A 25957-nucleotide genomic window follows, 5' to 3' on the forward strand; every position below is an offset into this window, starting at 1 on the left:
GTTTTGGGGTGCCAAGCGCTCGCCCCCCGACGGGCGCCGGCGGGCGAGACGGGTTGGGGCCTATTGAGGCTTGGAGGCGGCGCGCTGGGCGAATGCGCGGCGGAAGCTGTCGTTGCCGGTCGGCTCGCCGGGCTGGAATACGCGCGGTCCGGCGCTGTGTTCGACGAAACCGGGGCGGACCGTGGGTGTCGTGGCGGCGTTGCGGGCAGCAACCGGGCTGACGGCCGCTGCGCTGGCCGGTGCTGCCACGGCCGGCGGCGCGAGCGCTTGCGGCATCGGCGCTGGTGCGGTCTGCGGCGCGCGCGGCGCCGCAATGAGCTTCACCGGTTCATGCTTCGGATCGCCGCAACCCGCCATCGCCGTGATGGCCGCGGCGGCCACGAGCAGCGCGCCGGTGCGCATCACTGCAGCGTGATCTGCCCGCTGCCGCGCGACACCCCGTTGGCGTCGAAGACCGTGCAGCTGCCGGAGAAGTTGACGACGCGCGGGCAGGCGACCGTGTAGCCGGCGATCAGCATCGTGATGCTCAGCGAGTCGTCGACGGCGGTGTACAGGCTGCCGGTCATGCCGTAGGCGCCGGTGGCGCAGTTCAAGGCACCGTAGACCACCAGCGAGCCGCTGTTTTGGTAGTCGCCGGTGGCGTCGAAGACGAGCTGGTTGCAGTTCGTCAACCCGGAAGCGGTGAAGCTCGCGCTCCAGACCAGGTTGGTGTAGGTCGTCGGTGTGCTGACGCCGATGGCGGCAGCCGGAAGAACACTGCCGGCGAGTGCCGCGGCGGCGGCGATGGAGGCGAGAAGCGTGCGCATGGTGGCCCCTTGTGGTGTGCCGACGCTCGGCAATTTCGGGGCCTGCAAATTTGATCGACCCGGCGCTCAGCTGCTGCCCGGCTCGCGCGGCTTGGCGCCGCGCTCGCGCTCCTGCCTGCGCTCGAACGCCGCGCGCGCATCGCTGCCGCGTTCGGCTGCCGGCGGCGCGCGGCGGGCGGCGGCTGGCGGCGCGGCTTCGGCGCGCTCGGCGCGTGGTGGCTCGCGGCCCTGCCGTTCCGCGCGGGCGGATGGCGCAGGCGTCGCGTCGCGTTGCGGCGGCGGGGCCGCGGCGGTCTCACGCGGCTTCGGCGGGCCGGACGCGGCCGCTGGCGGACGGGCGGCAATGGCCGGCGGCCGTGCATCGGGCGGAGGCGCGCTGCGCGCGGCGGCCGCTGGCGGTTGCCGCGCATCGACCGCGTTAGGCGGCACAGCCGCAGGCGGACGTGCCGGCGGCACGACCACGGCCTGGCGAGCCGGCGGTGCTGCCTCCGGTGCTGTCGGTGCGGCCACCGAAGCGGGACGCGCCGGCGGGAAGCCGCGCGGCGGACGCGCGGGTGGCGTCGCATCTGCCTGACGAGCCGGCGGCGGGGTGGCCTCTGCCTGACGAGCCGGCGGCGTGTTGTCTGCCTGGCGAGCGGGCGGCGCGGCCGGCGCCGGGCGAGCCGGCGGCGGGGCAACTTCCGCCTGCCGGGCCGGTGGCGCCGCTTCCGGCGCGCGCGCGGGCGGCAGCGATGGCGGCTGGCGGACGCCGGCCGGCGGCGGTGTCACCTCGGCCTGCCTTGCCGGCGGGACGACGGACGGGCGGCCACCCGGCGGCACCGCCTCGGGCGGCGTCGCCGCCGGCGGCAGCGCGGCGCGGCGTTCGGCAGCCGTCGCGCGATCGACGGTCGCTTGCGGCGGCATCGCGGCGGCGCGCGTCGTGACGACGCGAACCTGCGGTGCCGGCGCAGCCGCGGTCGGCCGTTGCGGCCCGGCGGGCGCGCGCGGCGCCGCAGTGGGTGCGCGCGGCTGGTCGGGCTGCGCAGCCGGGGCGCGGGCAATCATCGGCGCCGGCGGCGCGATGCGCGCGATCACCGGCCGGTTCAGCGCGGCGGCCGGCGGCAGGCGTTGTGCCGAGGGCGCGGCACCGGCGACGCTGGTCGCTTGCGGCGCAACCGGCGCGGCGCGGGCGATCGGCGCGCGCAGCACCGCTTCATGCGGCACGCGCAGCGCGGCCTGGGCGACCGGGCGCGCCTGCACGAAGGCCGTCGCCGGCACGGCCACGACACCGTCGGCGCGCCGGTTGATGAAGACGTTGGTCACCGGCGCGTTGATGATGTTGACGATGTTCGTCGTGTGGATCACCGTGTTGCTGGTGTTCACCGCCTGCAGGTAGCGCGGGCTGGCCTGGTACGGCGGGCGATAGACCTCGCGCGGCGCCAGCGCGATCCAGGCGACCGCGGCAATGCCGCCGATCATGAAGCTGTCGCGCGTGCTGGTCCCGCCGATGAATTGCACGACCGCCGGTGCATACACCGGACGCGCGCGCTGCGGTGGCGGCACCCAGGCCCAGGACTGGTCGACCCGTGTCCAGCGCCCATAGTGCGACGGCGCGAAGCCCCACGGCGCGTCGTCGATCCAGGTCCAGCCCCAAGGCTGGATCCAGGCCCAGTGGCCGTCGCGGTAAGGCGTCCAGCCGGAAGGCACGCGATGCGGCGTCCAGACCGGCCCGTACTCGGCGACGACGCGCCATTGGCCATGCTCGTCGAGGTCTTCATAACCCACCAGGTCCGGCGCGACGTAGCGCGCGGAGGCCGAGCGCTCCCAGCGCCGGTCGCGCGTGTCGGACCAGCGGTCGAACTCATCGGGGCGGGCGAGCGCATAACGCTCGTGCCGGCGCAGGTCGGTGCCGTAGAAGCGGTACGACAGGCCGGGGTTCAGCACGAAGGCGCGGCCGTCGCCGAAGGCCTCGCCGAGGCCGCTGCGCTGCGTGATCTCGGTCCAGCCGCCGGCCGGGTCGACGTCGACGCGGACGCTGCCGGGGCGCACGACGCGGAACGCGAGGTTCGGCGTGTCGATCTCCACCGGCATGTCTCGCGTGACCTGCCGCGCGCTGACGTTGATCGAGCCCTGCGTCAGTTGCAGCTGCGCGATGCGGTCGACGACGTTCAGCAGCATCACGCTGGTGTTCTCGCCCATGCGCAGCGCGGTGCTGCCGAAGCGCAGTTCGGCGCGCGAGCCGTCGTCGCTCCACAGGCGATCGCCGGCGACCAGCGGGCGATTGATCGGCGCTCCGACCCAGTCGTCGCTGCCCGCGGGCAGGAAGCTGACGGCGCCCCCGGCATGGGCCAGGCGCATCACGCGCGTCGGTGGATCGGCCTGGGCCGACGTGCCGACGGCGAGCGTCGAGACGGCGAACAGCAGGGTGGCGAGGCAACGGTACAGCATGGGCTTCATGGTCGCATCGTGGGCGCCGCGCGCGAGCGCGCAGCGCAGGAGTGCGCCGCGTTGCGATGTCGGCCCTGTCCGACGGGCCGACCAACGCCTGGTTACTGGCGCAGCGGCAAGGCGCGGTTGCGCGTCAGCCAAGCCTCCATCACCGGATCGCTGACCACGAATCGCTTGCCGCCGGTTTGACCGTAGTCGCGCGCGACCAGGCCCTTGCCCTCCAGCGCCTCCATTGCCCTCGTGATGCTCGAGGCCTGAACCTTGGTCTCGCCGAGCGCACGCGCGGCCCACTCCAGGCTATCGGCCGAGGTCGGCGCGCGGCCTTCGAACAGCAGGCGCAGCGCAGCGCGCTGCAGATCGGTCAGTGTGAACCAGTTGATCGTCCACTTGTTGCGCACCGCCGGGTCGAGCATCGCATCGAGCCCCTGCTCGAGCGTCCACTTCGGATTGCTCATCGTGTTGGCGACCGCATTGAGAAACGGCTCCGGCTGGCGGCCGAGCAGGTCGAATACGCGCAGCGCCTCGACCTGGTTCAGTTCGCGTCCGCCGGTGGCGAGGCGGTACTTCTGCGCGACGTGGCCAATGAAATCCTCGCCGAGCAACGGATAGGGCTCGGGATTGGCGAAGCCGTACAGCGGCGCCTTGGCGCGCGAGAAGGTCTGCAGCAGCAGCGTCTCCGACGAGCCGCTGAAGATCGCGCCGACGCGCGTGGTGGTCTGCGCCAGCGCGGCGCGCAGTGCAGCCGACGAGGGCTCGGCTTCGGGGCCGGTGCCGACGGCCTGGAACTCGTCGAAGACCAGCAGCACATCCTGACGCGTTTCTTCGAGCAACTGCGTCAGCAGCGCATCGAACAGCAGGAACTTGCTCTGCGGCAGCCGGCGCGCCGGCTGTTCGCCAAGCGCAGCAGTTTGCGTCAGGACGCGTAGCTGCGAATTTTACGCATCGATGCGTATCCGCGCAAAGACGCGCCGGTATTCCCACTGCCGGGTCGGCCAGGCGCTTCATCGGCGCGCTGCCGCTACTTCAGCACCACCCACGCCGGCGCGTGGTCGCTCGGCTTGTCGCGGCCACGTACTTCGCGGTCTATGCCGGCGCTCGCCAGCTGCTTCGCCGCGGCGGCATTGAGCAGCAGGTGGTCGATGCGCAGCCCGGCATTGCGCGACCAGCGGTTGCGGAAGTAGTCCCAGAAGGTGTACATCGGCACGCCCGGGTGCAGCGTGGCGATCGCGTCGGTCCAGCCCTGTGCCAGCAGGCGCCGCCAGGCGTCGCGGCTCTCGGGCTGCAGCAGCGCGTCGTCGAGCCAGGACTTGGGCGAATAGATGTCGCCGACCTCGTTGCTCGGCACCACGTTGTAGTCGCCGACCAGCACCACCGGCTCGCGGGCCTCGCACAAGGCGGCGGCATGCTGGATCAGGCGCTCGAACCAGGCCAGCTTGTAGTCGAACTTCGGCCCCGGCTGCGGGTTGCCGTTGGGCAGGTAGATCGACGCGACGGTCAGCCCGTGGACCTGCGCTTCGAGGTAGCGGCTGTGCGTGTCGTCCGGGTCGCCGGGCAGGCCGCGGCGGATCTCCACCGGCTGCGCGCCGCGCGCCAGCACCGCGACGCCATTGAAACCCTTCTGCCCGTGCCACACCGCGCCGTACCCGGCCGCTTCGATGGCCTGCAGCGGGAAGGTGGCGTCCGAGGTCTTCAGTTCCTGCAGGCAGGCGATGTCGGGCTGCGATTCGTCCAGCCACTCGAGCAGGCGCTGCAGGCGGCTGGTGATGCCGTTGACATTGAACGTGGCGATCTTCATGCGCCTGGATCGTAGCGATTCGGCGCGTGGCTGCCTTTGCGCTCGGCGATCTCCTGGCACGGTGCGCAGCGGGCGCTCGATGGTTGCACGTCGAGCCGGGCTACCGGGATGTCGCGGCCGCAATCGATGCAGACGCCATAGTGGCCGTGCGCCATGCGCGCGCGCGCCGCCTCGATGTGCCGCAGCTCGTCGATGTCGCGCTCGCGCTCGGCGTAGCGCACCTCTTCGCGCCGTTGCTGCTCACTTTGCTCGCCGGCATCCTCGACCTGGTTGCGCGGGCTCTTGCTCGGCGCGTCGTCGTCGGCATCGCCTTCGCGCACCTCGCGCTGCAGTTCGGCCTCGCGCGCGTCGAGCTGGCGGCGCAGCCGTTCGATCTGGGTGGTGTCGAGCGCAGACATGGCAATCCCTTTGAGTCGAACAAAGCGCGGCAAGGCACGTGCCCGCGCCATCACAATGCCGCCGATGCCCGACCCCTTCGGCACGCCCGATCCACCCGCCGCGCCGGCCACGCCGGTGGATTGCCCGAACTGCGCACGGCCGATGCGGCTCTTCACGCTGCAGGGGCATTACGGGCGGCAGGTGGTGGTCGACCTGTGCGAGCCCTGCCGGCTGGTGTGGTTCGACACGCTGGAGTCGGTCAACCTCGCCGGCCGCGGCTGGATCGAGCTGCTGCGCCGACTGCAGCAGGCCGCCGCGGCCGAGGCGCCCTGGCTCGGCCAGGCGCTCGGCTGCCCGCTGTGCCGCGCGCCGCTGCAGCCGGTGCACAACCTGACGCGCTTCGGACGCTGTGCGGCGCTGGAATGCAGGCAGGGTCATGGCCACCTGCAAAGCTTCGCGCTGCTGCTCGCCGAGCGCGGCCTGGTGCGGCCGCTGCTGCCGCCCGAACGGGCGCAACTGGCCGATGCGCAACGCAGCCTCGCCTGCCTGAACTGCGGCGCGTCGCTGCAGGGCAGCGACGGCGAGGCCTGCACGCATTGCGCGAGCCCGCTGGTGATGATCGACCTGCCGCGGCTGGCCGCCGCGCTGCGCGTGCGCCCGGGCGAGCCGCTGCCGACACCGGATGGCCGCCTCGCCGCCTGGCACTGCGCCGGCTGCGGCCAGGCCATCGAGCCGACCCGGCGCAACGACTGCGACCGCTGCGGCCAGCTGATCGTCGTGCCGAGCATGGCCGCGCTGGGGCCTCTGCTCGACGTCTGCGAGGCCGAGTGGTGGAAGCATCAGCAGGCGCCGGCGGCACGGCCCGCCTACAAGCGCCGTGCCCCCGACCCCGAGCCGTGGCGCGCCACCAGCTTCGCGCGCCTGCTCGGCAACTTCGGGCCGCGCGCGCAGACGCTCGGCGGCTGGATCGCGGCCGGCACCGCCGCGCTGCTGGTCTGGCTGTGGCTGCGTTAGCGGGGCCGCGCCAGCTCAGCCGCCCATCTTTCCCATGCCCTCGGCGATCTGCTCGGGCGTCAGGTCGCGCACATGCGTGGCCACCGACCAGCTGTGGCCGAACGGGTCCTTCAGCGTGCCAAAACGATCGCCCCAGAACATCTCGGTCACCGGCATCGTGAGCTCGGCACCGGCGGCCACGGCCTGCGCGACCGTGGCATCGACGTCAGGCACGTAGAGGTGGATCGTCACCGGCGAGCCCTGCGTCTTCTTCGGCCCGACCGCGCCCATCTCCGGGAACTCGTCGACCAGCATCAGCGCCGAGTCGCCGATGCGCACCTGGGCGTGGGCCAGCCGGCCGTCGGGGGTCGCCATGCGCGCCTCTTCGACGGCACCGAAGGCCTTCTTGTAGAACTCGATCGCCGCCGCGGCGCCGTCGCACACCAGGTGCGGCGTCAGGCTGCGCATGCCTTCGGGAATGGGTTTGACGGTCGGTGCAGGCATCGGGGACTCCGGTGTTGGGGGTTGAAGCAGTTCGGGCGCTGCGTGGTGGCGCGGCGCCAGCCCTTCCTACACGACGAACGGTGCGCGCGTTTGTCGACAAACTGGAAGTTGGTGCAAACCCTGGCAAGGCATGCGCCCAGGCGCTGGCCTGACAGCGCCGGCGCTGCGTGCGCTTCCGTCGAACAGCGGATGCCGGGGCGCACGCGCAGTGCTAAACCACTGCCCATGCCTCAACAGGTATTCATCAGCTACAGCCACGTCGATGACCAGCCCTACGGCCCCAAGGCCCAGCGCTGGGTCCAGACCTTCGAGCAGGCCCTCACCGAAACCTTGACCCAGCGTGTCGGCCGAGGGCGCATCGCCCTGTGGCGCGACAAGCGGCGCATGGACGGCGCCACGCTTTTCGACGAGCTGATCCAGATCGAACTGCGCAAGTCCGATGTGCTGATCACCGTGCTGTCGCAGGGCTACCTTGATTCGGACTACTGCCGCGACGAACTGGTGTGGTTCGGCAGGGACCGCCTGGCACACGGCGGATTGCAGGCCGGGCAGCGCAGCCGGATCGTCAAGGTCTACCGCGCGGCAGTGGACCGGGCGGAACTTCGCCACAGGTTCGACGCCACGCCCGAGTTGGCCGGCTTCTTCGACAGCACCGAGGGCTTCAAGCTGTTCTGCGTCGAGGGCGACATCGATCGCGATGCGCTGCTGCATCCCGATGGCATGGCGCTGGTGTGGCAGCGTGCCGACGACCTGGCGATCACGCTCAAGCGGATCATCGACGACGGCCTGTCCGAGGCGCGTGTGCCGGCGGCCCCTGGCGGCCCGGTGGTCTATCTCGCACGCACGGCGAGCGACATGGCCAATACGCGGGACCTGATTCGCCGCGAGCTGGAGGACCGCCAATGCCTGGTGCTGCCGGCGGGCGATCCGCCGCAGGATGCGGCCGACCACGCCGATGCGGTGCGCCGCGACCTCGCGTCGGCGCAGCTGTCGATCCACTTGCTGGGTCAGCGGTATGGGTCCATTCCCGAAGGCAGCCAGGAGTCGGGCGTCGCATTGCAGGTGCGGCTGGCACTGCAGGCCGCGCATGCGCCCTTCACGACGCTGCTGTGGACGCCCGAAGGAAGCGCGCCGCCCGAGGCGCCCCTGGCCGCCTTGCTCGAGGACTTGAGCGCCCACTGGACGCATCCGCCGGCGCGCGCCGAGCGCCTGCACGGCACGCAGGACCTGCTGAAGGCGCAGACGATCGCGCGCCTCGGCTCGCTGGCAGCGGCTGCTGCTACGCCGGTGCCGGCGGCAGCGGCGGCCGATCAAGCCAAGCTCGTCTATCTGATCTGCGACGCGGTCGACCACGAGCACACCAAGGCGCTGAAGCAGGCCCTCGAAACGCTCGGCTTCGAGGTGACGCGTCCGTTGCGCGAAGGCACGCCCGACGAGATCCTGGACGAGCACAAACGCTGCCTGGTCGCGTGCGATGTCGCCGTCATCCTTTGGGGCAGCGTGCGCGAGCCCTGGGTGCGCGCGAAGCTGCGCGACCTGCAGCAGTCGGTCGGCTGGGGCCGCGCGTCGCCGCCACGCGTTCGGTTGGTGCTGGTGGGCCCGCCCGATAGCGATTCCAAGCGCGACTTCGACGTTCCGGCTGGCGTGAAGGTCCTGGCAGCCACCGAGCTCTCGGCCCTCGGGCCCTTGCTGACATAAGCGACCGATGAGCGACCGCCCGGCCAACCCGTTCCCCGGTCTGCGGCCCTTCGAGGCCGGCGACACGCACCTGTATTTCGGATGCGACGGTCAGAGCGTGGCCATCATCGCCTTGCTGGCGCGTACGCGCTTCGTCGGCGTCGTCGGCAGCTCGGGCAGCGGCAAGTCCTCGCTCGTGCGCGCTGGCCTGCTGCCTCAGCTCGAGGGCGGACTGATGGCCAGTGCCGGTCCCAATTGGCGCATTGCCGTGTTCACCCCGGGCGAAACGCCGATTCGCCAGCTGGCGCAAGAGCTGGCGAGTCCGTCGGCGCTGGGCGAGGAAGGCGTCGACATATCGCTTCGCGCGGCGCAGATCGAAACCGTCCTGCGGCGCGGCAGTCTCGGACTGATCGAGGTGATCACCCAGGCGCGGCTGCCGCCGGGCGACAACCTGCTCGTGGTGGTGGATCAGTTCGAGGAGCTGTTCCGCATGGCGCGTCCGATGGCCGCCGACGGCCGGGATGACGCGGCCGCCTTCGTCGCGCTGTTGCTCGAAGCGCGCCAGTCCACATTGCCGATCCATGTCGTGCTGACGATGCGCTCGGACTACCTGGGCGACTGCGCGCAGTTCCGCGGCTTGGCCGAAGCGCTCAACGACGGCCAGTACCTGGTGCCGCGCATGACGCGCGACCAGCGCCGGCAGGCGATCGAGGGGCCGGTGGCGGTGGGCGGCGCCACGATCGCCCCGCGCCTCGTCCAGCAGATGCTCAACGATGTCGGCGACAAGGTCGACCTGCTTCCGGTGCTGCAGCATGCGCTGATGCGGACCTGGGAGGCCTGGGCCGACGATCGCCGGCCCGAGTCGCTGATCGATCTGGAGCACTATCGGCGTATCGGCACGCTCGACAAGGCCTTGTCAGAGCACGCCGAAGAGGTCCTGCAGGAGCTCAGCGCAGCCCAGCGTGCCATCGCGCGCAAGGTGTTCCAGCGGCTTTGCGACCGATCGGCCGACTACCGGGAAGCGCGGCGGCGCACGGTGCTCAGCGAACTGGCCGAAGTCGCCGAAGCCGACGAGGCGGCCGTCGCCGAGGTCATCGATCGGTTCCGGCGACCCGGACGGGCCTTCCTGCTGCCGGCCAAGCATCGGCGACCGAAGCTGGTCGGCTCCACCGTCATCGACATCAGCCACGAGTCGCTGATCCGGCTGTGGGACACGCTGCGCGGATGGGTCGACGAGGAGGCGAACGCGGCCAAGCAGTATCGACGCCTGGCCGAGGACGCCGAACGTTATGACGACGGCGAATTGGCGAAGTGGGTCGACCCGCAGTTGCGCGCCGCGCAGTTGTGGCGCGTGGCCTGGCGCCCCACCGAAGCCTGGGCTCGACGCTACCATCCCGGGTTCGCCTCGGCGATGCGCTTCCTCGATGCGAGCGTGGCGGCGCGCAATCGCGCGCGCATCGGGTGGGTCGTGCTGCTGGCCGGGTTGCCGCTTGCGCTGGTCGGTGCGTTGGCATTCTGGAAATACGATGTCGACCGGGCCGAAGCCGGCCGATTGCTGGCGCAGAAGAACACCGAGCTGGCGCAGAAGAATGACGAGCTCGAGGCGCGGACCAAGGATCTCGGTGCCCTCGCCCACCGGTACAGCGTCCAGGCGGTGACCTTGGCTGCCGAGGTGGATCAGCACAAGGCCACCAACGACATGCTGGTCGATGCCAACGAACTGGCGCGCAAGAAGACGGCATTGGCCGAAGAGCAGCGCCAGCGCGCCCAGGTGCTCAGCGGCCAGGCGCAGTCCGGTCGCCTCGCGGTGCAGTCGCTGCTGGAGAGCGACAACGAATCGGGCGCCTTGCTGGCCATCGAGGCGTGGCGCATCGCCCGCACCGAAGAGACGGCAGCCGCCTTGTGGCAGGCGATGGCGCAACCGGGGCAACTGCCGCCGTGGTCGCAGCCGGGATTGGACAAGTTCGCGATCAGCGCCGACGGGACTCGCGTGGCGACGGCGGGCCGCGATCTGCGGATCGTGCTGTGGTCGGTCGACCAGGACCTGCCGGTCGGCACCGTGCAAGCGCCGCACGCGCGCATCCAGAGCCTGGCGGTTTCCGCCGACGGCGCCTGGGTCGTCTCGGCCGGCGACAAGCCGGCGCTGGCCGTTCACCGCCTGCAGGATGGCCGTCTTCAGCGTCTGGAGGTGAGCGGTCTTCCACCGGACGAGCCCGCCGTCTCTCAACTGGCGCTCGCGCGCACCGGTGGCCTGGCCGCCACCACCACGCCAGGCGGTGCCGTGACGCTGTGGGCCATGGTGCCGACGCCGCGCGTGCTGCACCGGCTGCCGAGCATGAACAGCGAAGTGCTCGACCTGGGCTTCGACCGCCAGGGTCGCTGGCTCGCCGTGCGAAGCCGCGGCGGCGAGTTGCGCCTCATCGACGGCTCGGATGGCCGCACGATCCTGAGCATTCGTGAAGGGTCGCAAGCGCAGTTCCTCGGCGATGCCTTGGTCACCTTGACCAATGAAGGCACGGTCTCGTGGCGGCGAGGGCCCGATTTCGCCGAGGCGAAGACGATGCCCTTGCCGGGGGGCCGTCCGGCCCGGACCCTGTTTGCGACGACCCACGAATCGCTGTGGGCGGCACTCAGCGACGGGCGCCTGTTGCGCCTGAAACTCGACGAGGGCCGCCTGCGAGTCGATACCACGCTCGACTTGCGCAACCTGGGCGGTGGCGGCGGCAACCGCATCCCCCCGGAAGCATCCGCCACGGCGATTGCGGAGGGCGCGGGCGGAGAGATCGTCGCCGTGCTGGCCAGCACTCCATTGGTTCGTCTCCAGACGCACCTGGCCGTTGCCCCGCTGGGCGCGACCAGCTCGTCGATCGTGCGCAAGCTGCGTCCCACCGTGAGCGCACTGCGTTCGACCACCAGCGCCCTGGCGTTCGCCGATGGCTCGCGGCAACTGCTCGTGCGCAGCGGTACCCAGATCCTTCGGCTGCATCTCGGGGAACCGAAGGTCCTTGCGGAGCGGCAGCGCTTGCCCGCATCGCGCAACGCCGTGGTAGGGCTCGCCGCCGGCAATGGCGCCACGACGCCACTGCTCGCGATCGACGACCAGCAGACAGTCCATCGGGGTGCGCGAGGCCAGGTGCCCGCCGCAGTCAGCATGGAGCCGGCGTCGCAGCCGTCGCGTCGCGGGAACACCCCGGCGCGACCGCTCACCGCGTTGGCACCGGATGGCAGTGGCGCGGGGCTCAGTGAACTCAATGCGGACTCGCCGCCGCGGCGCACGCTGGCCTGGCTGCCTGCCGCGGGGCAGCGCGTCGACTTGCCGGTCACTCCCCGCGATGCGGGCGCCGTCGAGGCGCTGGCCGTCACCGGCGGTGGCCGTCACGTGGCCTGGGCGACCCGGACCAGCGACAGTGAGTCCACGCGTGTGGAGGTGTGGGACTCGTCGAAGCGACGCCTGCTCCACGAGTGGGTCGTCGAGCAGCAGATCAAGGCCCTCGCATTCAGCGCGGACGGGCGTTGGCTGGGCGCCGTCACGACCCTCTCTTCGAACCTCAAGCCGACGCGCGCCACGCGCGTGCGTTCGCCGGCGATCGTCGCGTCGCGCACGGAGGAACGAAGACCGGAACTGGCGCTTCGAACCTGGGCCCTGGCGGCAGGGCAGCCGGTGCAGTCAGGTCCGAGTTTCGTGCTCAACGGCGAGGCCTCGGACGAGTTCCACTTGAGCTTCGGCGCCGGCGGCCGCTGGCTGCTGGTGGGCAACGCCAGCGAAGAGACCGTCGATGTGCTGGACTGGCGCGCGGGCCACGCCGAGACCTCCACGCATCGGCCACTTCCGATCGCCGCCGACGCGTATGCGCTTTCCCCTGACGAACGCCTGCTTGCGACCGCCGATGACAACCGAGGCGTGGTGTTGTACACACTGGAGCCCGGACGCAGTGCCGCGTCCGCGTCAACGAGGCGCCTCATCACCAGCGAAGCGGGCATCACGGTGTTGAGCTTCAGTCGCGACGGCCGCTGGCTGCTCGGGGGCGGCAAGGGCGGCATGATCCATGTGTGGGATGCCACGACGCAGGTGCCGCATGCGCTGTTGCGCGCCGTCAGCTCCAAGGCCATCACAGCGCTTGCCGTGGCGGCCGACAGCCAGGCGGCGCTCAGCGGCGGCGAAGACGGCGAACTCGTCTTCTGGTCGTTGCAGGGCCTGCAGAGCCTCCCCGGCGCCGAGGACCGGCTGTGCCAGAAGGTGACGCGCAACCTGAACCTGCCGACGTGGCGTGCCTACATGAAGGACGAACCCTATCGGCGCACCTGCCCGCAGGCCGCGGTGGGCGTCGGCGTCCTGGACGGCCTCGTCGAGGAAGCCCTGGGCCATGCCGATCGGGGCGACTCGGCGCGGGCGAGCGCGAGCATCGCCCAGGTATCGGCCCTGGTCGGCGCGATCGGCGACAGCGGTGACATCGACTTTCGCAGCCTGTGCTACCAGGCGGCGCTGACCGGTGCCGGCCGCGATGCCGTTCCGCTGTGCCAGCGTGCCCTGCGGTCGGAAGCCAGTGACGGACAGGCCCACGAGGCCCACGGGATCGCCCTGGCGCTGGCCGGGCAACACGCCAAGGCCGCCCGCGCCTTTCGTGACGCGATGGTCGCCGTCGAGTTTCCGGCGGAGAACCGGCAGGAAGTCGAGGGCTGGGTACGCACGCTCGAGGGCGGACGCAATCCCTTCGACGCGGCGACGCTGCGGGCAATGCGGCTCAACGCGCGGTGACTCGCGCTCCGTCGCGCCGCGCAAGCCAGTCTTGGCGCGTGATCTCGTACACCGTCATGTCCATGTCGTACCAGCGCTCGACGCCGCGGTAGCGCATGCCCAGGCGCTGCATCACGCGCGCCGAGGCGGTGTTGTCGGGATGGCAGACGGCGCACAACACCGGCGTGCCGACCGTGTCGAAGGCGAACGCGGCCATGCACGCGGCCGCTTCCGAAGCCAGGCCCTGCTGCCAGCGGTCACGGCGCAGCCGCCAGCCGATCTCCAGCGGATGGGCCTTGTCGCGCCCGAGGTGCTGGATGCAGCCGGCACCGACGATCTCGCCGCTGACGAGCTCGACGAAGCTCCACCACGAGTAACCCCACTCGGCCCAGCGCGCCTTGACGCGCTCGATCCCGGCCATCGTCTCCTCGCGCGTCTCCGGCCGGCCGCTCAGGTAACGCATCACCTCGGGGTCGCTGCCGAGGCGATGCAGGCCGTCGAGGTGGGCGTCGGTGAAAGGCTCGAGGCGCAGGCGAGGGGTGGTCAGGATCGTCATGGGGCGGATTGGAACGCAGGTCGCCGGGGATGGCAGACTCCGGCCGATTTCACGATTTTTCTACACGGGAGCAGCGGCTGATGTCATCCGGCGGCGATTGGAAAGAGATGTTCAAGGCGGCGTGCGACGGCGACCTGGCGCTGGTCGAGTACCACGTCAAGAGCGGTGTCGACGTCAACTATGCGCACCCGGAGTTCTTTTCCACGCCCTTGGTGGGGGCCATCCTCGCCGGACAGGAAAGCATTGCGCTGCACCTGCTGGATCGCGGCGCCGATCCGCATCTGGTGTCGGAATTCGATGCGATGACACCGTTGCAGGCCGCGCGCAAGGTGCAGTTGCATGCGGTGGAGCAGCGGCTGCTGACGCTGGGCGCGCAGGCAAGCGCACCGGCGGTGGCGGCCCGGCGCAGTGGCTGGGTGTTCTGGAGGCGGCGCAGCGCCTGACACGCGAAGGACGCGCCAGTGCGGCCTGCGCGCGGCTCGTGCGCCGTTTGGGACGACATTGCTTTGCACTGCGACGCTGTCGGTCCTTCACTTCGACGCGACCATCCGGTGCTGCACGGCGCCTTGTGCCAGGGCGAGCTGTTGGCTCGCCTCGCGATGCTTGTTGAGCGCAGCCAGCTGGCTGCGCTGCGGCTCGCTGACCGAAGTCACGCCGCTGAACACCGTGAAGGTGATGACCACGGCGGCAGCGGCAGCGACGATGCGTGCGATCGGGGAAGTGCGGGTGGTGTTCATTCGGGGCTCCTGGGGCGGGGTTGAATCGCGTTCCTGCGATGGATGGACTGTCCGGCTGGAGGCCGCCTTCAGTCCTTGAGCGCGCTGAATCAGCGGCTTAAGCGTTATGAAAATGCGGCCGCGAATTCGCGCCGCCGATCGGATGCCTCCGCTACATTGGCCGCAGGAGGACCCTGATGTCCGACCGCTGGTGCTTCGGCCGCTTCGAGCTGCGCCCCACCGAACGCCAGTTGCTGGCCGACGGCGCGCCCACCCCGCTCGGTGCACGCGCTTTCGACCTGCTCCTCGCGCTGCACGCGCGGCGCGACAGGACGGTGCCGAAGTCGGAGCTGATGGACGTCGTCTGGCCCGGCTTGATCGTCGAGGAGAACAACCTCCAGGTGCAGGTCAGCGCGCTGCGCAAGCTGCTCGGGCCGCAGGCGATTGCCACCATCCCCGGGCGCGGCTATCGCTTCGCCATGGCGCCGGCCCCTGCGACGACCCCGCCCGACCCCACAGAGCCCCCGCGCGCGCCGACACACCGGCCCGAACTGCTCGGTCGCGCCGACGATCTGCTCGCGCTGCGTGCGCTGTGCGAGCAGCACGCGCTGGTGACCGTGACCGGTGCGGGCGGCATCGGCAAGACGCGCCTGGCGCAGGCATTGCTGCTCGACGAGCCGCACGGCGCATTGCCGCAAGCCACGGCATGGGTCGAACTGGCACCGCTGGTCGAACCGGCGCTGGTGCTCAGCGGCATCGCCGCCGCCTGCGGCGTGCAGCTGCCGCCCGGTGTCGACCCGCTGGCAGCGCTCAGCGCCCAGCTCGCACCGCGTGTTTTGCAGCTCGGGCTCGACAACGCCGAGCACCTGGTCGAGGAGGTCGCCCGCGTGGTACAGGCGCTGCTCGAGCGTGCCCCGCGGCTGCGCCTGCTCGTCACCTCGCAACTGCCGCTCAGACTCGTCGGCGAGCAGGTCTATCGGCTGGCCCCGCTGGCCTGTGCACCGCGCACGGCGGCGCTCGACGCCGCGATGCGCTTCGGCGCGGTGGCCCTGTTCGTACAACGCGCGCAACAGGCCGAGCGGCACTTTTCGGTCGGCGCCGCCGGCGTGCCGCTGTTGATCGACATCTGCCGCCGCCTCGACGGCGTCGCCCTCGCGATCGAGCTGGCTGCGGCGCGGGCGCCGCTGCTCGGCCTGACTGCGCTCGCGGCGCGGCTGGACGAGCGCTTCCGCCTGTTGACGGCCGGCCGGCGCGACGCGCCGAGCCGCCAGCAGACGCTGCACGCCACCTTCGATTGGAGCTACCGGCTGCTGCTGCCCACCGAGCAGTTGGTGTTCCGGCGCCTCGGCGTGTTCGCCGGCGGCTTCACGCTCGCGCTGGCGCAAGCCGTGATCGGCGGCGAAGACGGGATGGACGAATGGGCAGTGATCGACGCCCTCGGCGCGCTGGTCGATCGCTCGCTGGTGTCGGTCGAGGGCGGCGAGGCGCCGCGCTACCGCCTGCTCGAAAGCGGCCGTGCCTATGCGCTCGAACGCCTGAACGAGGCCGGCGAGGCCATGGCGACACAACGGCGCCATGCACGGGCACTGAGCCGACACTTCGACCCGGCGATCGGGGACGAGTTTGTGCTGTCCGACCGGGAGTTCGTGCTGCGTTACGAGTCCGAGCTCGACAACCTGCGCATTGCACTGCACTGGGCGCTGTTGCACGACGCGCCGGCGGCGGTCGAGCTGGTGCCGCACGTCGCGCAGCTGCTGAACCGGCTGAGCCTGTACGACGAAGGCCTGGCAGCGATCCGGGCGGGGCAGGCGCTGCTGGCGGCGGACACCCCGCCGCTGGCCGCGGCCCGGACATGGAACGCCTTGGAACGATACGCTCGCGTGCTGCCCCTGTCGCGGGCGCAAGCGGCGTGGCGCGTCGCCGTCGCGCAGTACCGCCTGGTCGATCGGCGCATCGAGCTCTATCTGGCGCTGTGCCTCGGCGTCGGCCGCGGCTTGCCCGGCGACGCCGCGGCCAGTCAGGCTGCGCTGGGCGAGGCAGCGGCGCTCGAACAGCCGCAGTGGCCGCCCGGGCAGCGCTGCCAACGCGTCTTGGCAAGCTCGGGCGAGGCTTACCTCCGGGGCGACGTGGTCGCGGCCGAACAGACCCTGCGCGAGGGCTTGCGTCTGCTCGCCGGCTGTGGACCCACCCGATCTGAAGTCGTCGCCCGCTGGAATCTCGTCGAGATGCTCCTGCTGCAGCAGCGCCACGACGAGGCCTATGACCTGGCTGCCGATCTGGCCGAGCGCACCCGCAAGCTGCACTGCAATGCGGTGCCGTTGTCGCACTGCCTGCACTCCTTGGCCATGGCACACGCCGCGCTCGGCCGCGACGCGCAGGCACGCAACGCATTGCGCGAATCGGCAGCGCTCGCGTGCCCGCTCGGACTGGTGTACCTGCGTGCCGATCTGATGGCGCTGCTGGCCGCCCGGGACGGCCGCGAGGCCGATGCGGCGCGCCTCATCGGCTACGCTGACGCCCGCTACCGCGAGCTCGAGATCACGCGCGAGCCTGTGTATGTCGCAGCGTACGAGGACGCCCGGCGCCATGTGGTCGAGCGCCTTGGCCAGGCACGATCGCAAACGCTGATCGCCGAAGGCGAACACATCGATGCCGTCGAGGCGATCCGCATCGGCTTCGGCGAGCCGGGTTGACGCAAGCGTTTTCGGCCCGCAGGGCAGCGATGCCCGTGCCGCTCAGCCCAACGGCGGCATCAACACCTCGCCCTGCGGCCCCCACTGCACGTGGGTCAGCCCGGGCTCCAGCGCTTCGAGCCGCTGCCGCTCGCGCTCCTGCGCCGACGTCGGCACGGGCGGCGCCGGCGGCGCGATGCGCGCAGCTTCGCTGATCGCCGCTTCGAGATGCGCGGCGAGCTCGCTGTCGAGCCACGGCTTGGTCAGGTAGCGGAACAGCCCGGCTTCGTTGATCGCGCGCTGCGCGGTCTCGAAGTCGGCCGATCCGGTCAGCAGCAAACGCACGCTCTTCGGCTGGATCGCCGAGGCCAGCGTCTGCAGCGTCAGGCCGTCCATCTGCGGCATGCGCAGGTCCGACAGCACGATGTCGAAAGGCTGGTCGCGCAGGCGGATCAGCGCCTCGTGCGCATCGGTGTGCGTCTCGACCTGCAGCCGCGCGCCGAAGCGCTGGCGCAGCGCGCGCTGCAGCGCGGCGAGCACCGGGGCTTCGTCGTCGACGATCAGCAGGCGGGTGACGGGGGGCATCTTGGTCGTCGTGATCATGCGGCACCTCGGGGACGGATATGCAGCTCGAGCTTGCCGCCCTCACGCTGCTCGAATTCGCGGATGCGGCGGATCAGCGCCGGCGTCAGGCGGTGGCCGGCGGTGAGCATCAGCACGCCGCGGGCGGAGATCAGGTCGGAGGCCAGCACCATGTCGGGCTCGAGCGCATCGCAGCCGAGCATCAGCCGCGTCTCGACCTTCGGCCGCTCCGGTTCGGTGATATGCAGGAAGACGTCGAGCACCTCGGGATCGAACTGCTTGCCGCGCGCCAGCCGCATCAGCGTGCGCGCTTCGAGCGCGCTGGTCGGCGTGCCGGCGACCATGCCGTTCTGCAGGTCGTCGTAGGCGTCGGCCACCGCCAGGATGCGGGCGCCGAGCGGGATGTCGGTGCCCGAGCGGCGGTCCGGAAAGCCGGTGCCGTCCCAGCGCTCGTGGTGCGAGCGGATGATCGGCATCATCGGGTGCATGTCGTCCAGGGCCATCAGCGACTGCTCGCCCTGCACGCAGTGCTCGCGGTACAGCGTCAGCTCGTCCTCGGTGTAGCGCGCCACCGGCTTGCCGAGCACCTTGTCGGCCATGCCGATCAGGCCGATGTCGTGCAGCAGGCCGGCGATGAAGACCTGGCGCTGCTCTTCCTCGGGCAGGCCCATCTTGCGGGCGATGTCGCGCGCGGTCTCGGCAACGCGGCGGCCGTGGCCGGCGAGCGTGCCGTCACGCAGCTCGAGCAGGTTCGAGAAGACCTTGATCGACTTCAGGTAGTTGCGCTGCAGCCGGACATTGGCGTCCTTCAGCTCCGCGGTGCGCGCGGCGACACGCGCCTCGAGCTCGATGTTGACCGCCTGCAGCTGCGCGTTCTGCGCTTGCGCCAGCTTCTCCAGCCGCGCGCGCTCGCGCTCCAGGTGCTGCAGCTGCAGGCCCTGGCGCACGGTGCTGATCAGCTCGGCCTCGTCCCACGGCTTGGGCAGGTAGCGGAAGATGCGGCCGCGGTTGATCGCCGCGACGGTGGAGTCCATGTCGGCATGGCCGGTCAGCAGGATGCGCACGATCTGCGGCCAGCGCTCGTTGACCTGCTCGAGCAGCTGTGCGCCGTCCATGCCGGGCATGCGCATGTCGGAGATCACCAGGTCGACCGGCATCTTCTCCAGCATCGACAAGGCCTGCGCGCCGCCGCCGGCGGTGATCACGCACAGGCCGTGGCCGCGCAGCACGCGTTTGAGCGACGACAGGATGTTCGGCTCGTCGTCGACGCACAGCACCGTCGCCAGCGACGACGACGACGCGGCGTCGGCGGGCGGCGGGGCCGCCGCTTCGGGTGGCCGATCGAGGATCTCGTTGGTCACTGGACGGCTTCCTCGGCAACGGCGAGCGCGGCGCGGCGCACCGGCAATGTGATGCGAAAGCGCGTGCCGCGGCCCGGTTCGCTGTCGACCTCGAGCCGGCCGCCGTGCTTCTTGACGATGCCGTAGGACAGCGACAGCCCGAGCCCGGTGCCCTTGCCGACCGGCTTGGTGGTGAAGAAAGGGTCGAACACGCGCGACAGGTTTTCCTTCGCGATGCCGCAGCCGTCGTCCTCGACCTCGACCCAGGCCGCGGCGCCGCCCGCGTCGACGCCGCTGCGGATGACGATCGTGCCGCGCTCCTTGCTGACGGCGTGCGCGGCGTTGACCAGCAGGTTCATGAAGACCTGGTTCAGCTCCGACGGCAGGCACTCGATCTCCGGCAGCGCGCCGTACTCGCGCACGACGTCGGCCTTGTACTTGATCTCGTTGTTGACGATGTTCAGCGTCGAGTCGATGCCCTTGTGCAGGTCGGCCCACTCCCATTCCTGGCGCGCGTCGACATGCGAGAAGTCCTTCAGGTCCTGCACGATCTTGCGCACGCGCTTGATGCCCTCGCAGGACTCGGCCATCAAGGTCGGCACGTCTTCCTTCAGGTAGTCGAGCTCGATCTCGCGCCGCAGGTCCGCCAGCCGCCGCGCGGCCGGCGTGCCGGCCAGCAGCGGCTCGGCCTCCTCATAGGCGCCGAGCATGCGGAACAGGTCGGCCAGGTAGCGTTCGAGCGTGCCGAAGTTCGAGAACACGTAGCCGACCGGGTTGTTGATCTCGTGCGCGACGCCGGCCGCCAGCTGGCCGATCGAGGCCAGCTTCTCGGACTGCATCAGCTGGTCCTGCGCGAGCTGCAGCTTGCGGTTCAGCTCGAGCAGCGATTCATTGGTGCGGATGAGGTTCTCTACCTGCTGCGCGGTCATGTCCATCGTGGACTCCTGGCCTGGGCGAATCACAGTCCGAGGGCCTGGCCGAGCGCGGCCACACCTTGTTCGGTCTGCTGGAAGATCTTGTGGAATTGCGCCGGCTTCAGCCCGAGCCGGCCCCAGGCGGCCAAGTCGACCTGCGGCACCGCTTCGTCCTCGGCCTCCGACAGGTCCAGCGCATGCGCCACGGCATCGGCGAGGTGGGCGACGTCGGCCAGGTCGGCGCGCGGCGGGCTGGCGCCCTTGGCCGAGGCCGGCAGCGGCGGCCGGTGGTGGTGGCGCACGGCGTCGACCACCGCGGCCGGCAGGCGCCACTGCGCGATGATCGCCGCGCCGAGCTCGGCATGGTCGACGTGCATCAGCGGCTCCTCGAGCTCGCAGGGCGGCAGGTCCTCGGCGCGCGCACGCCGCAGCACCGCGGCGAGCTGCTGCGGAAAGTACGCAGCCAGCGCGAGGCGGCCGATGTCGTGCAGCAGACCGACGGTGAAGGCGGCCTCCTCGTCCAGCTGCAGCTCGCGGGCGACCGCGCGCGCCGCGATCGCCACGCCCGCGGCATGGCGCCAGAAGCCGGCGAAGTCGAAGCCTTCGCAGCGCACCTCGCGGATCTGGTCGCTCACCACCGCCGCGGTGATCGCCGAGCACAGCGTGCGGCGGCCGAGCATGTTGACCGCATCGCGCACGCTGCCGACGCGGCCGGCCAGGCCGTAGAACGCGGAGTTCGCGAGCCGCAGCGTGCGTGCGGCGAGCGCCGGATCGCGTGCGATCTGCGCCGCGCAATGTTCGGCCGAGGTGTCGTCGTCGCGCAGCGCGGCCAGCGCATCGAGCGCCGCCTTCGGCAACGCGGGCAACGCCGCGACGCGCTGTTGCAGCACGCCCGGATCGATGTGCGCTGCGCTCATCCCAGCACCCCCGAGCGGTAACGCAGGATCAGGTGCTCCAGCGGGTGCACCAGGCCCGCGCGGGTCAGCGCGCGAAAGAGATGGCGCACGCGGCGCTCGATGGCATCGGTCTCGGCGGTCTTGGGTTCGGTGGCAACGGTGGTCATGTTCAGTTCTCCCTGTGGGCGGGTTCAAGCGGCTTGGGGCAGCAGCAGCAGCACCTGGCCGCGGTCCTGCCCCTCGATCGAAATCTGGCGCGCCACGGCGCGCATCGCGCGACCCTGGTGGGTCACGATGCTGTTCAGTGCGGTGAGCCGGCCGGTGGCGTCGAACAGCGCCGGCCACAGCACCGCGTTCGCCGGCTGGCCGAGCAGGCTGTCGGCATCCGGCAGCAGCTGCATCGCTTCGCCGTTGGCGAAGACGAGCACGCCGTCGGGGTCGATGCCGAGCACCGCGGCCGGCAGGCGGTCGATCAGCTCGCGCATGCTGCCGGCGCTGGCTTCGAGCAGCAGCGCCTGGTCGTGGCGCTGCGCGAGCAGGTGTTCGAGCCGGGCGTTGACGCTGGCCAGGTCGTTGTTGGCCGCTTCCACCTGGCGCGACAGGCGCCGGTTCTCGTCGGCCAGGTCCTTCTGGCGGAAGGCTTCGGCCACGTGCGCACGCAGCCGTTCGTCGTCCCAGGGCTTGGTCAGGAACTTGTAGATCGCGCCCTCGTTGACCGCGTCGATGATCGACTGCAGCTCGGTGTAGCCAGACAGCACCATGCGCACGGTGTCGGGGTAGAGCTCCTTGGCGCGGCGCAGGAATTCGACGCCGGTCATGCCGGGCATGCGCTGGTCGGAGACGATCACGTCGACCTCGTGTTCGGCCAGGCGCTGCAGGCCTTCGGCGGCGCTGCCGGCGGTGACGATGTGGTAGCCGTCGCGGCGCAGCAGGCGCTTGAGCGACGCGAGGATGTTCTCCTCGTCGTCGACCAGCAGCAGCGTGCGCCGGCGCCGCTCGCGCGACAGGAATTTCTCGGGCAGCGAGCGCTGCTCGCGCACCAGGCGCTCGAAGTCATCGGCCGCCAGCGGCGGGCTGAACCAGTAGCCCTGCGCGCGGTCGCAGCCGTTGGCCACCAGCAGGCTGAGCTGCCCGTCCGTTTCCAGCCCTTCGGCCAGGACCTGCATCTGCAGGCCGTGCGCCATGCTGATGACCGCCCGCGTCACCGAGACGTCCTTCGACGAGCCGGTGACGTCGTGCACGAACGAGCGGTCGACCTTGACGATGTCGATCGGCAGGCTCGACAGGCTGGACAGGCTGGAGAAGCCGGTGCCGAAGTCGTCGAGCGAGATCTCGACGCCGAGCGACTTGACGTCGCGCAGCACCGCCGCGGCCAGCGTCACGTCGGCCATCAGCGTGCCCTCGGTGACCTCGAAGCCGAGGCTCGCCGGATCGGCGCCGGTCTCGACCAGCACGGCCTGCACATGGCGCGCCAGGTCCGGCTGCAGCTGCATCGGCGACAGGTTGACGCCGATGCGCAGCGGCGGCAGGCCGGCGCGGCGCCACGCGGCGATCTGGCGGCAGGCCTCGCGCAGCACCCAGTCGCCGATCGCGCCGATCAGGCCGCAGCGTTCGGCGACCGGAATGAATTCGCCCGGCGACACGGTGCCGAGCTCGCGCGAGCGCCAGCGCAGCAGCGCTTCGGCGCCGCAGACGCGGCCGCTGGCCAGGTCGACCTGCGGCTGGTAGTGCAGCAGCAGCTCGCCGTTGTCGATCGCGTGGCTCAGCGCCGATTCGAGCGCCATCTCGCGCAGCACGCGGCTGTTCGATTCGGGCTTGAAGAAGGCGATGCCGCGGCCGGCGCTCAATCCAACGCGTGCGGTCTGCGCGCATTCGAGCAGCCGGTCGGCGCTGTCAGCATCGGTCGGGAACGCGGCGGCGCCGATCAGGCACTGCGGGTAGACGTCGGTCGAGCCCAGGCGCACCGGCACCTGCAGCGCACGCAGCAGCGCCTCGCCGCGCTGCGCGATCAAGCCTTGCGCTTCGCGCGGGTCGCAGTCGATCAGCAGCGCGAATTCGGTCTCGCCCAGGTGGGCCACCGACTCACCGTCGCCGCAGACGCCGCGCAGCCGCGCGGCCAGCGCCATCGCCAGCGTGTCGCCGGCGCCGAACCCCATGCTGCTCTTGATCTCGGCGATGCGGCGCACGTCCAGCGCCAGCAGCGCGACGCCGCGGCCGTCCCAGCGCGCGGCGTGCATCGCCGCATCGACCTGGTCGAGAAAGGCGCCGCGGTTCGGCAGGCCGGTGACCTCGTCGTGGTTGGCCAGCTCCTGGATGCGCAGCTCGGCCTCTTTCTGCGCGGTGATGTCCTGCAGGATCGCGAAGCCGCGCAGCCCGCCGCCTTCGCCGACTTCGAGCCGGCCGCGGTGCAGCACCTGCAGCTTGCGGCCATCGGCGCACTGCACGCGGTGCTGGAATTCAAAGGGCTCGCCGGGATCGGCGTTGCGCCAGAAGCCGGCGACGAAGGGCCGCTCATCGGCCGGCACCCAGTCCAGCGCATCGATGCGCGCCTCGCGCGAGGCGTCCGGCTCCAGGCCGGCCAGCGTGCACAGGCCTTCGGACAGCAGCAGCTGGCCCGAGGGCAGCTGGATCTCGAACGAGCCCGAGCGGCACAGCGCCTCGGTGCGCGCCAGCATGCCGGCGTTCCACTCGGCGACGCGGCGCGCCTGCTGCAGCTCGCTGACGTCGAGCAGCGTCACCAGCACGGCCGGCTGGCCGGCGTAGTCGATCAAGCGGGCGTAGACCTGGCCGTCGAAGGCCGATCCGTCGCGGCGCAGGTGGCGCGTCAGCCCGGGGCGGCCGGGCTTGCCCTCCAGCCGCCGCTGCACGACCGAGTCGGCGTGCTCGCGGAAGTCCGGCGCGGTGGTGAACGTCTGCGGCCGGCCGATCAGCTCGGCGGCCGGCCAGCCGACCAGCTCGGCGTACGCCGCGTTGGCGTAGCGGAAGACACCGTTCTGCACGACGAAGATGCCGATCGGAACCTCCTCGACCAGCGCCGGCGCCACGGCAGCGGGCAGCGCGAGCAAGGTGTCGACGAGCGGGGAGGACAGATCCATGGAGGTCCATCGGGTTGGGCGATCGGCCCCGTCGCGACAGGCTGCGGCGGGGTTGGCTGACTGCATTTCGACTGTGCAATAAATGAATAAAGGGCAAAACTGATAAATACGGGGATTTCATCACGTTGCTTTGCGAGCGCCCATCAACACCGGGCGTCGGCGGGTCGATAGCCCGGTCATGCACGCCGCGCTGCCGCTTTCGCCACCCGCCCCGACGACCCCGCCGGCGCGCTTCCGATCGCTGAAGTGGCGGCTGACGACGGCGACGCTGCTGGCCTTCACGCTGGCGCTGCTGGCCCTCGGCGCGGCACTGCTGGGCCGCGCCGAGCGCGACACGCTGAGCGCGCAGCGCCGCGACGAGCTGACCGCGGTGACCCAGGCCGCCGCCGTGCTGTCGCGCCGGGTGGTCGAGCACCAGCGCGCGCTGCAGGTGGTGGCCGCGCAGCTCGACCCGGCCACGCTGGCCGACGACACGCGGCTGTTCCAGTTCGTCGCCGGCAAGCCGGTGCTGCTGGCGATGTTCCACAACCTGGCGGTCACCGGCACCGATGGCCACGCCCGCGTGCGCCACGATGCGCGCGGCCTGCAGCGCTCGGCGCTGTACCTGGGTGACCTGGACCAGTTTCGGCAGACGCTCACCGAACAGCGGCCGCTGATCTCGCCGCCATTGGCCAGCCGCGTCACCGGCGAGCCGATCGTCGTGCTGAGCCAGCCGCTGAAGCACGCGGGCGGCGTGCACGGTGCGCTCTTCGGCACGCTGACGCTGGCCAAGCGCGAGCTGCTCGGCGAGCTGGTCCAGCTGCAGAGCGACGGTGCTCGCGCGCTGCTGATCGTCACCGACAGCAACGGCCTGATCCTGGTGCATCCGGATCCGGCCCGGCTGCTGAAGAAGCTGGCCGACGAGCCGCGCTTCACGCAGGCGCATGCGCAATGGGTCAGCGCCGGCCGGCCGGTCGAGCCGGGCGGGCTGGCTTTCGAGCAGGCCGGGCAACTGGTCAGCGCGGCCGGCGTCGCCGGCCCGGACTGGGTGGTCTGGCGCGCGCTGCCGGAAGCCGAGCTGCTGGCACCGCTGCTGGCTGCGCGCAGCCATGCGCTGGCCTGGGGAGGCGGCGTGCTGATCGGCATGGCCCTGCTGACCTGGCTGCTGATCACGTTGGAGCTGAAGCCGCTGGCCACGCTCGAACGGCGTGCCAAGCAGCTGTTCGATGCAACGCTTGCGCCCGGCGCCGGCTGGCCGGAGGCCGGTGGCGAGATCGGCAGCCTGGCCGCGGTGCTGAAGCAGGCGGCGATCGATCGCGCCGAGCTCGAAGCCTGCAACCGCCAGGCGCTGCGCAAGCTGGAATGGTCGGCAACGCACGATGCGCTGACCGGCCTGGTCAACCGCGAGGCCTTCGACGCCCGCCTGGCGCAGCTGTTCGCGCAAGTCGACGGCCTCGACGCGCGCGATCGGCCGCCGGCGGCGCTGATCGCGATCGACCTCGACCACTTCAAGCCGGTCAACGACGACGCCGGCCACGCCGCCGGCGACGAGGTGCTGCGCGCCGTGGCCGGAGCGATCGCCTCGCGCGTGCGCGCCGGCGACCTGGTCGCCCGCACCGGCGGCGACGAATTCACCGTGCTGCTCGAGCCCTGCGCGCCGGAGGGCGCCGCGCGCGCCGCCGAGGAGATCCGCCAAGCGATCCTGCAGCTCGCCGTGCCGTGGCAAGGGCGCGTGCTGCAGGTCGGCGCCAGCGTCGGCGTCACGCTGCTGACGCCGGCGATTGCCAATGCCGACCACTGGAAGCAGGCCGCTGATGCGGCCTGTTATGCCGCCAAGGCCGCCGGCCGCGCCGCGCGCGCCGAACCGCCCCGCCTCGTCCTGTTTCGTTGAT

Annotated in this window: 21 protein-coding genes; 6 read left to right on the forward strand and 15 right to left on the reverse strand. The window is 71.2% G+C overall.

Translation table 11 applies throughout. The features are described from left to right. Window positions 1-60: 60 nt before the first annotated feature. The 6 genes from HLB44_RS32935 to HLB44_RS38280 all read right to left on the reverse strand — a co-directional run bounded on the left by HLB44_RS32935 (window position 61) and on the right by HLB44_RS38280 (window position 5582). Window positions 61-402, reverse strand: coding sequence for a hypothetical protein (locus HLB44_RS32935; protein WP_173133762.1), 342 nt, complete (start codon window positions 400-402; stop codon window positions 61-63). Continuing rightward, window positions 402-806, reverse strand: coding sequence for a hypothetical protein (locus HLB44_RS32940; RefSeq protein WP_173133765.1), 405 nt, complete (start codon window positions 804-806; stop codon window positions 402-404). Before HLB44_RS32940 ends, HLB44_RS32935 begins: the two co-directional genes overlap by 1 nt. A 66-nt stretch (window positions 807-872) precedes the next feature. Beyond that, window positions 873-3242: a DUF6600 domain-containing protein gene (locus HLB44_RS32945; RefSeq protein ID WP_173133768.1), complete on the reverse strand. Its 2370-nt coding sequence runs from the start codon at window positions 3240-3242 to the stop codon at window positions 873-875. 92 nt (window positions 3243-3334) lie between these two features. Next, window positions 3335-4063, reverse strand: coding sequence for an ATP-binding protein (locus HLB44_RS32950; RefSeq protein WP_173133771.1), 729 nt, complete (start codon window positions 4061-4063; stop codon window positions 3335-3337). Window positions 4064-4251: 188 nt separating this feature from the next. Then, window positions 4252-5028, reverse strand: coding sequence for an exodeoxyribonuclease III (xth, locus tag HLB44_RS32955; protein WP_173133774.1), 777 nt, complete (start codon window positions 5026-5028; stop codon window positions 4252-4254). After that, window positions 5025-5582 (reverse strand): TraR/DksA C4-type zinc finger protein, encoded by a 558-nt coding sequence (locus HLB44_RS38280; protein WP_173133777.1) that lies wholly within the window; start codon window positions 5580-5582, stop codon window positions 5025-5027. The genes xth and HLB44_RS38280 overlap by 4 nt, the downstream gene beginning before the upstream one ends. On the opposite strand from HLB44_RS38280, the gene HLB44_RS32965 reads away from it, so the two are divergent. Continuing rightward, window positions 5569-6420, forward strand: coding sequence for a hypothetical protein (locus HLB44_RS32965; RefSeq protein WP_173133780.1), 852 nt, complete (start codon window positions 5569-5571; stop codon window positions 6418-6420). The two genes, HLB44_RS38280 and HLB44_RS32965, sit on opposite strands and share 14 nt — an antisense overlap. Window positions 6421-6435: 15 nt before the next feature. Here HLB44_RS32965 and HLB44_RS32970 read toward each other — a convergent pair whose 3' ends face one another. Further along, window positions 6436-6903 carry a VOC family protein gene (locus HLB44_RS32970; RefSeq protein ID WP_173133783.1) on the reverse strand — a complete coding sequence of 156 codons (468 nt, stop codon included), beginning with the start codon at window positions 6901-6903 and terminating at the stop codon, window positions 6436-6438. A gap of 225 nt (window positions 6904-7128) precedes the next feature. Here HLB44_RS32970 and HLB44_RS32975 point away from each other — a divergent pair, with 225 nt between their 5' ends. After that, complete coding sequence (locus HLB44_RS32975; protein WP_173133785.1) at window positions 7129-8601, forward strand: DUF4062 domain-containing protein; 1473 nt, start codon at window positions 7129-7131, stop codon at window positions 8599-8601. A gap of 7 nt (window positions 8602-8608) precedes the next feature. After that, on the forward strand, window positions 8609-13336 hold the full coding sequence (locus HLB44_RS32980) for a WD40 repeat domain-containing protein (protein WP_173133787.1): 4728 nt from the start codon (window positions 8609-8611) through the stop codon (window positions 13334-13336). Here the strand turns inward: HLB44_RS32980 and HLB44_RS32985 are convergent. Further along, window positions 13323-13871, reverse strand: a complete 549-nt coding sequence (locus HLB44_RS32985; protein ID WP_173133789.1) for a GNAT family N-acetyltransferase — start codon at window positions 13869-13871, stop codon at window positions 13323-13325. The genes HLB44_RS32980 and HLB44_RS32985 overlap by 14 nt on opposite strands. Window positions 13872-13951: 80 nt before the next feature. Between HLB44_RS32985 and HLB44_RS32990 the strand changes: the two genes are divergently transcribed. Continuing rightward, window positions 13952-14314: an ankyrin repeat domain-containing protein gene (locus tag HLB44_RS32990; RefSeq protein ID WP_173133791.1), complete on the forward strand. Its 363-nt coding sequence runs from the start codon at window positions 13952-13954 to the stop codon at window positions 14312-14314. A gap of 87 nt (window positions 14315-14401) precedes the next feature. Here HLB44_RS32990 and HLB44_RS32995 read toward each other — a convergent pair whose 3' ends face one another. Beyond that, entirely contained in the window at window positions 14402-14608 is a 207-nt protein-coding gene (locus HLB44_RS32995; RefSeq protein WP_173133793.1) for a hypothetical protein, read from the reverse strand. A gap of 176 nt (window positions 14609-14784) precedes the next feature. On the opposite strand from HLB44_RS32995, the gene HLB44_RS33000 reads away from it, so the two are divergent. Then, window positions 14785-17280, forward strand: coding sequence for an ATP-binding protein (locus HLB44_RS33000; RefSeq protein WP_173133796.1), 2496 nt, complete (start codon window positions 14785-14787; stop codon window positions 17278-17280). Between the two features lie 42 nt (window positions 17281-17322). Here HLB44_RS33000 and HLB44_RS33005 read toward each other — a convergent pair whose 3' ends face one another. Genes HLB44_RS33005 through HLB44_RS33030 form a run of 6 tightly spaced genes read right to left on the reverse strand, consistent with a single transcriptional unit; the run spans window position 17323 to window position 24086 of the window. Continuing rightward, window positions 17323-17862, reverse strand: a complete 540-nt coding sequence (locus HLB44_RS33005; RefSeq protein ID WP_173133799.1) for a response regulator — start codon at window positions 17860-17862, stop codon at window positions 17323-17325. Then, window positions 17859-19202, reverse strand: coding sequence for a response regulator c-di-GMP phosphodiesterase, NosR family (gene nosR / locus HLB44_RS33010; RefSeq protein ID WP_343051712.1), 1344 nt, complete (start codon window positions 19200-19202; stop codon window positions 17859-17861). Before nosR ends, HLB44_RS33005 begins: the two co-directional genes overlap by 4 nt. Continuing rightward, entirely contained in the window at window positions 19199-20116 is a 918-nt protein-coding gene (locus HLB44_RS33015; protein WP_173133801.1) for an ATP-binding protein, read from the reverse strand. Before HLB44_RS33015 ends, nosR begins: the two co-directional genes overlap by 4 nt. 23 nt (window positions 20117-20139) lie before the next feature. Then, window positions 20140-21012 (reverse strand): HDOD domain-containing protein, encoded by an 873-nt coding sequence (locus tag HLB44_RS33020; protein ID WP_173133804.1) that lies wholly within the window; start codon window positions 21010-21012, stop codon window positions 20140-20142. Further along, window positions 21009-21158 carry a hypothetical protein gene (locus HLB44_RS33025; protein ID WP_173133807.1) on the reverse strand — a complete coding sequence of 50 codons (150 nt, stop codon included), beginning with the start codon at window positions 21156-21158 and terminating at the stop codon, window positions 21009-21011. Before HLB44_RS33025 ends, HLB44_RS33020 begins: the two co-directional genes overlap by 4 nt. Before the next feature lie 24 nt (window positions 21159-21182). After that, a complete protein-coding gene (locus HLB44_RS33030; RefSeq protein ID WP_173133809.1) occupies window positions 21183-24086 on the reverse strand; it encodes an EAL domain-containing protein in 2904 nt (967 codons plus the stop codon). 178 nt (window positions 24087-24264) lie between these two features. Here HLB44_RS33030 and HLB44_RS33035 point away from each other — a divergent pair, with 178 nt between their 5' ends. Beyond that, complete coding sequence (locus tag HLB44_RS33035) at window positions 24265-25956, forward strand: sensor domain-containing diguanylate cyclase (protein ID WP_173133821.1); 1692 nt, start codon at window positions 24265-24267, stop codon at window positions 25954-25956. Window position 25957 lies beyond the last annotated feature (1 nt).

Source organism: Pseudaquabacterium terrae (assembly GCF_013266755.1).
GTDB classification, from domain to species: domain Bacteria; phylum Pseudomonadota; class Gammaproteobacteria; order Burkholderiales; family Burkholderiaceae_C; genus Pseudaquabacterium; species Pseudaquabacterium terrae.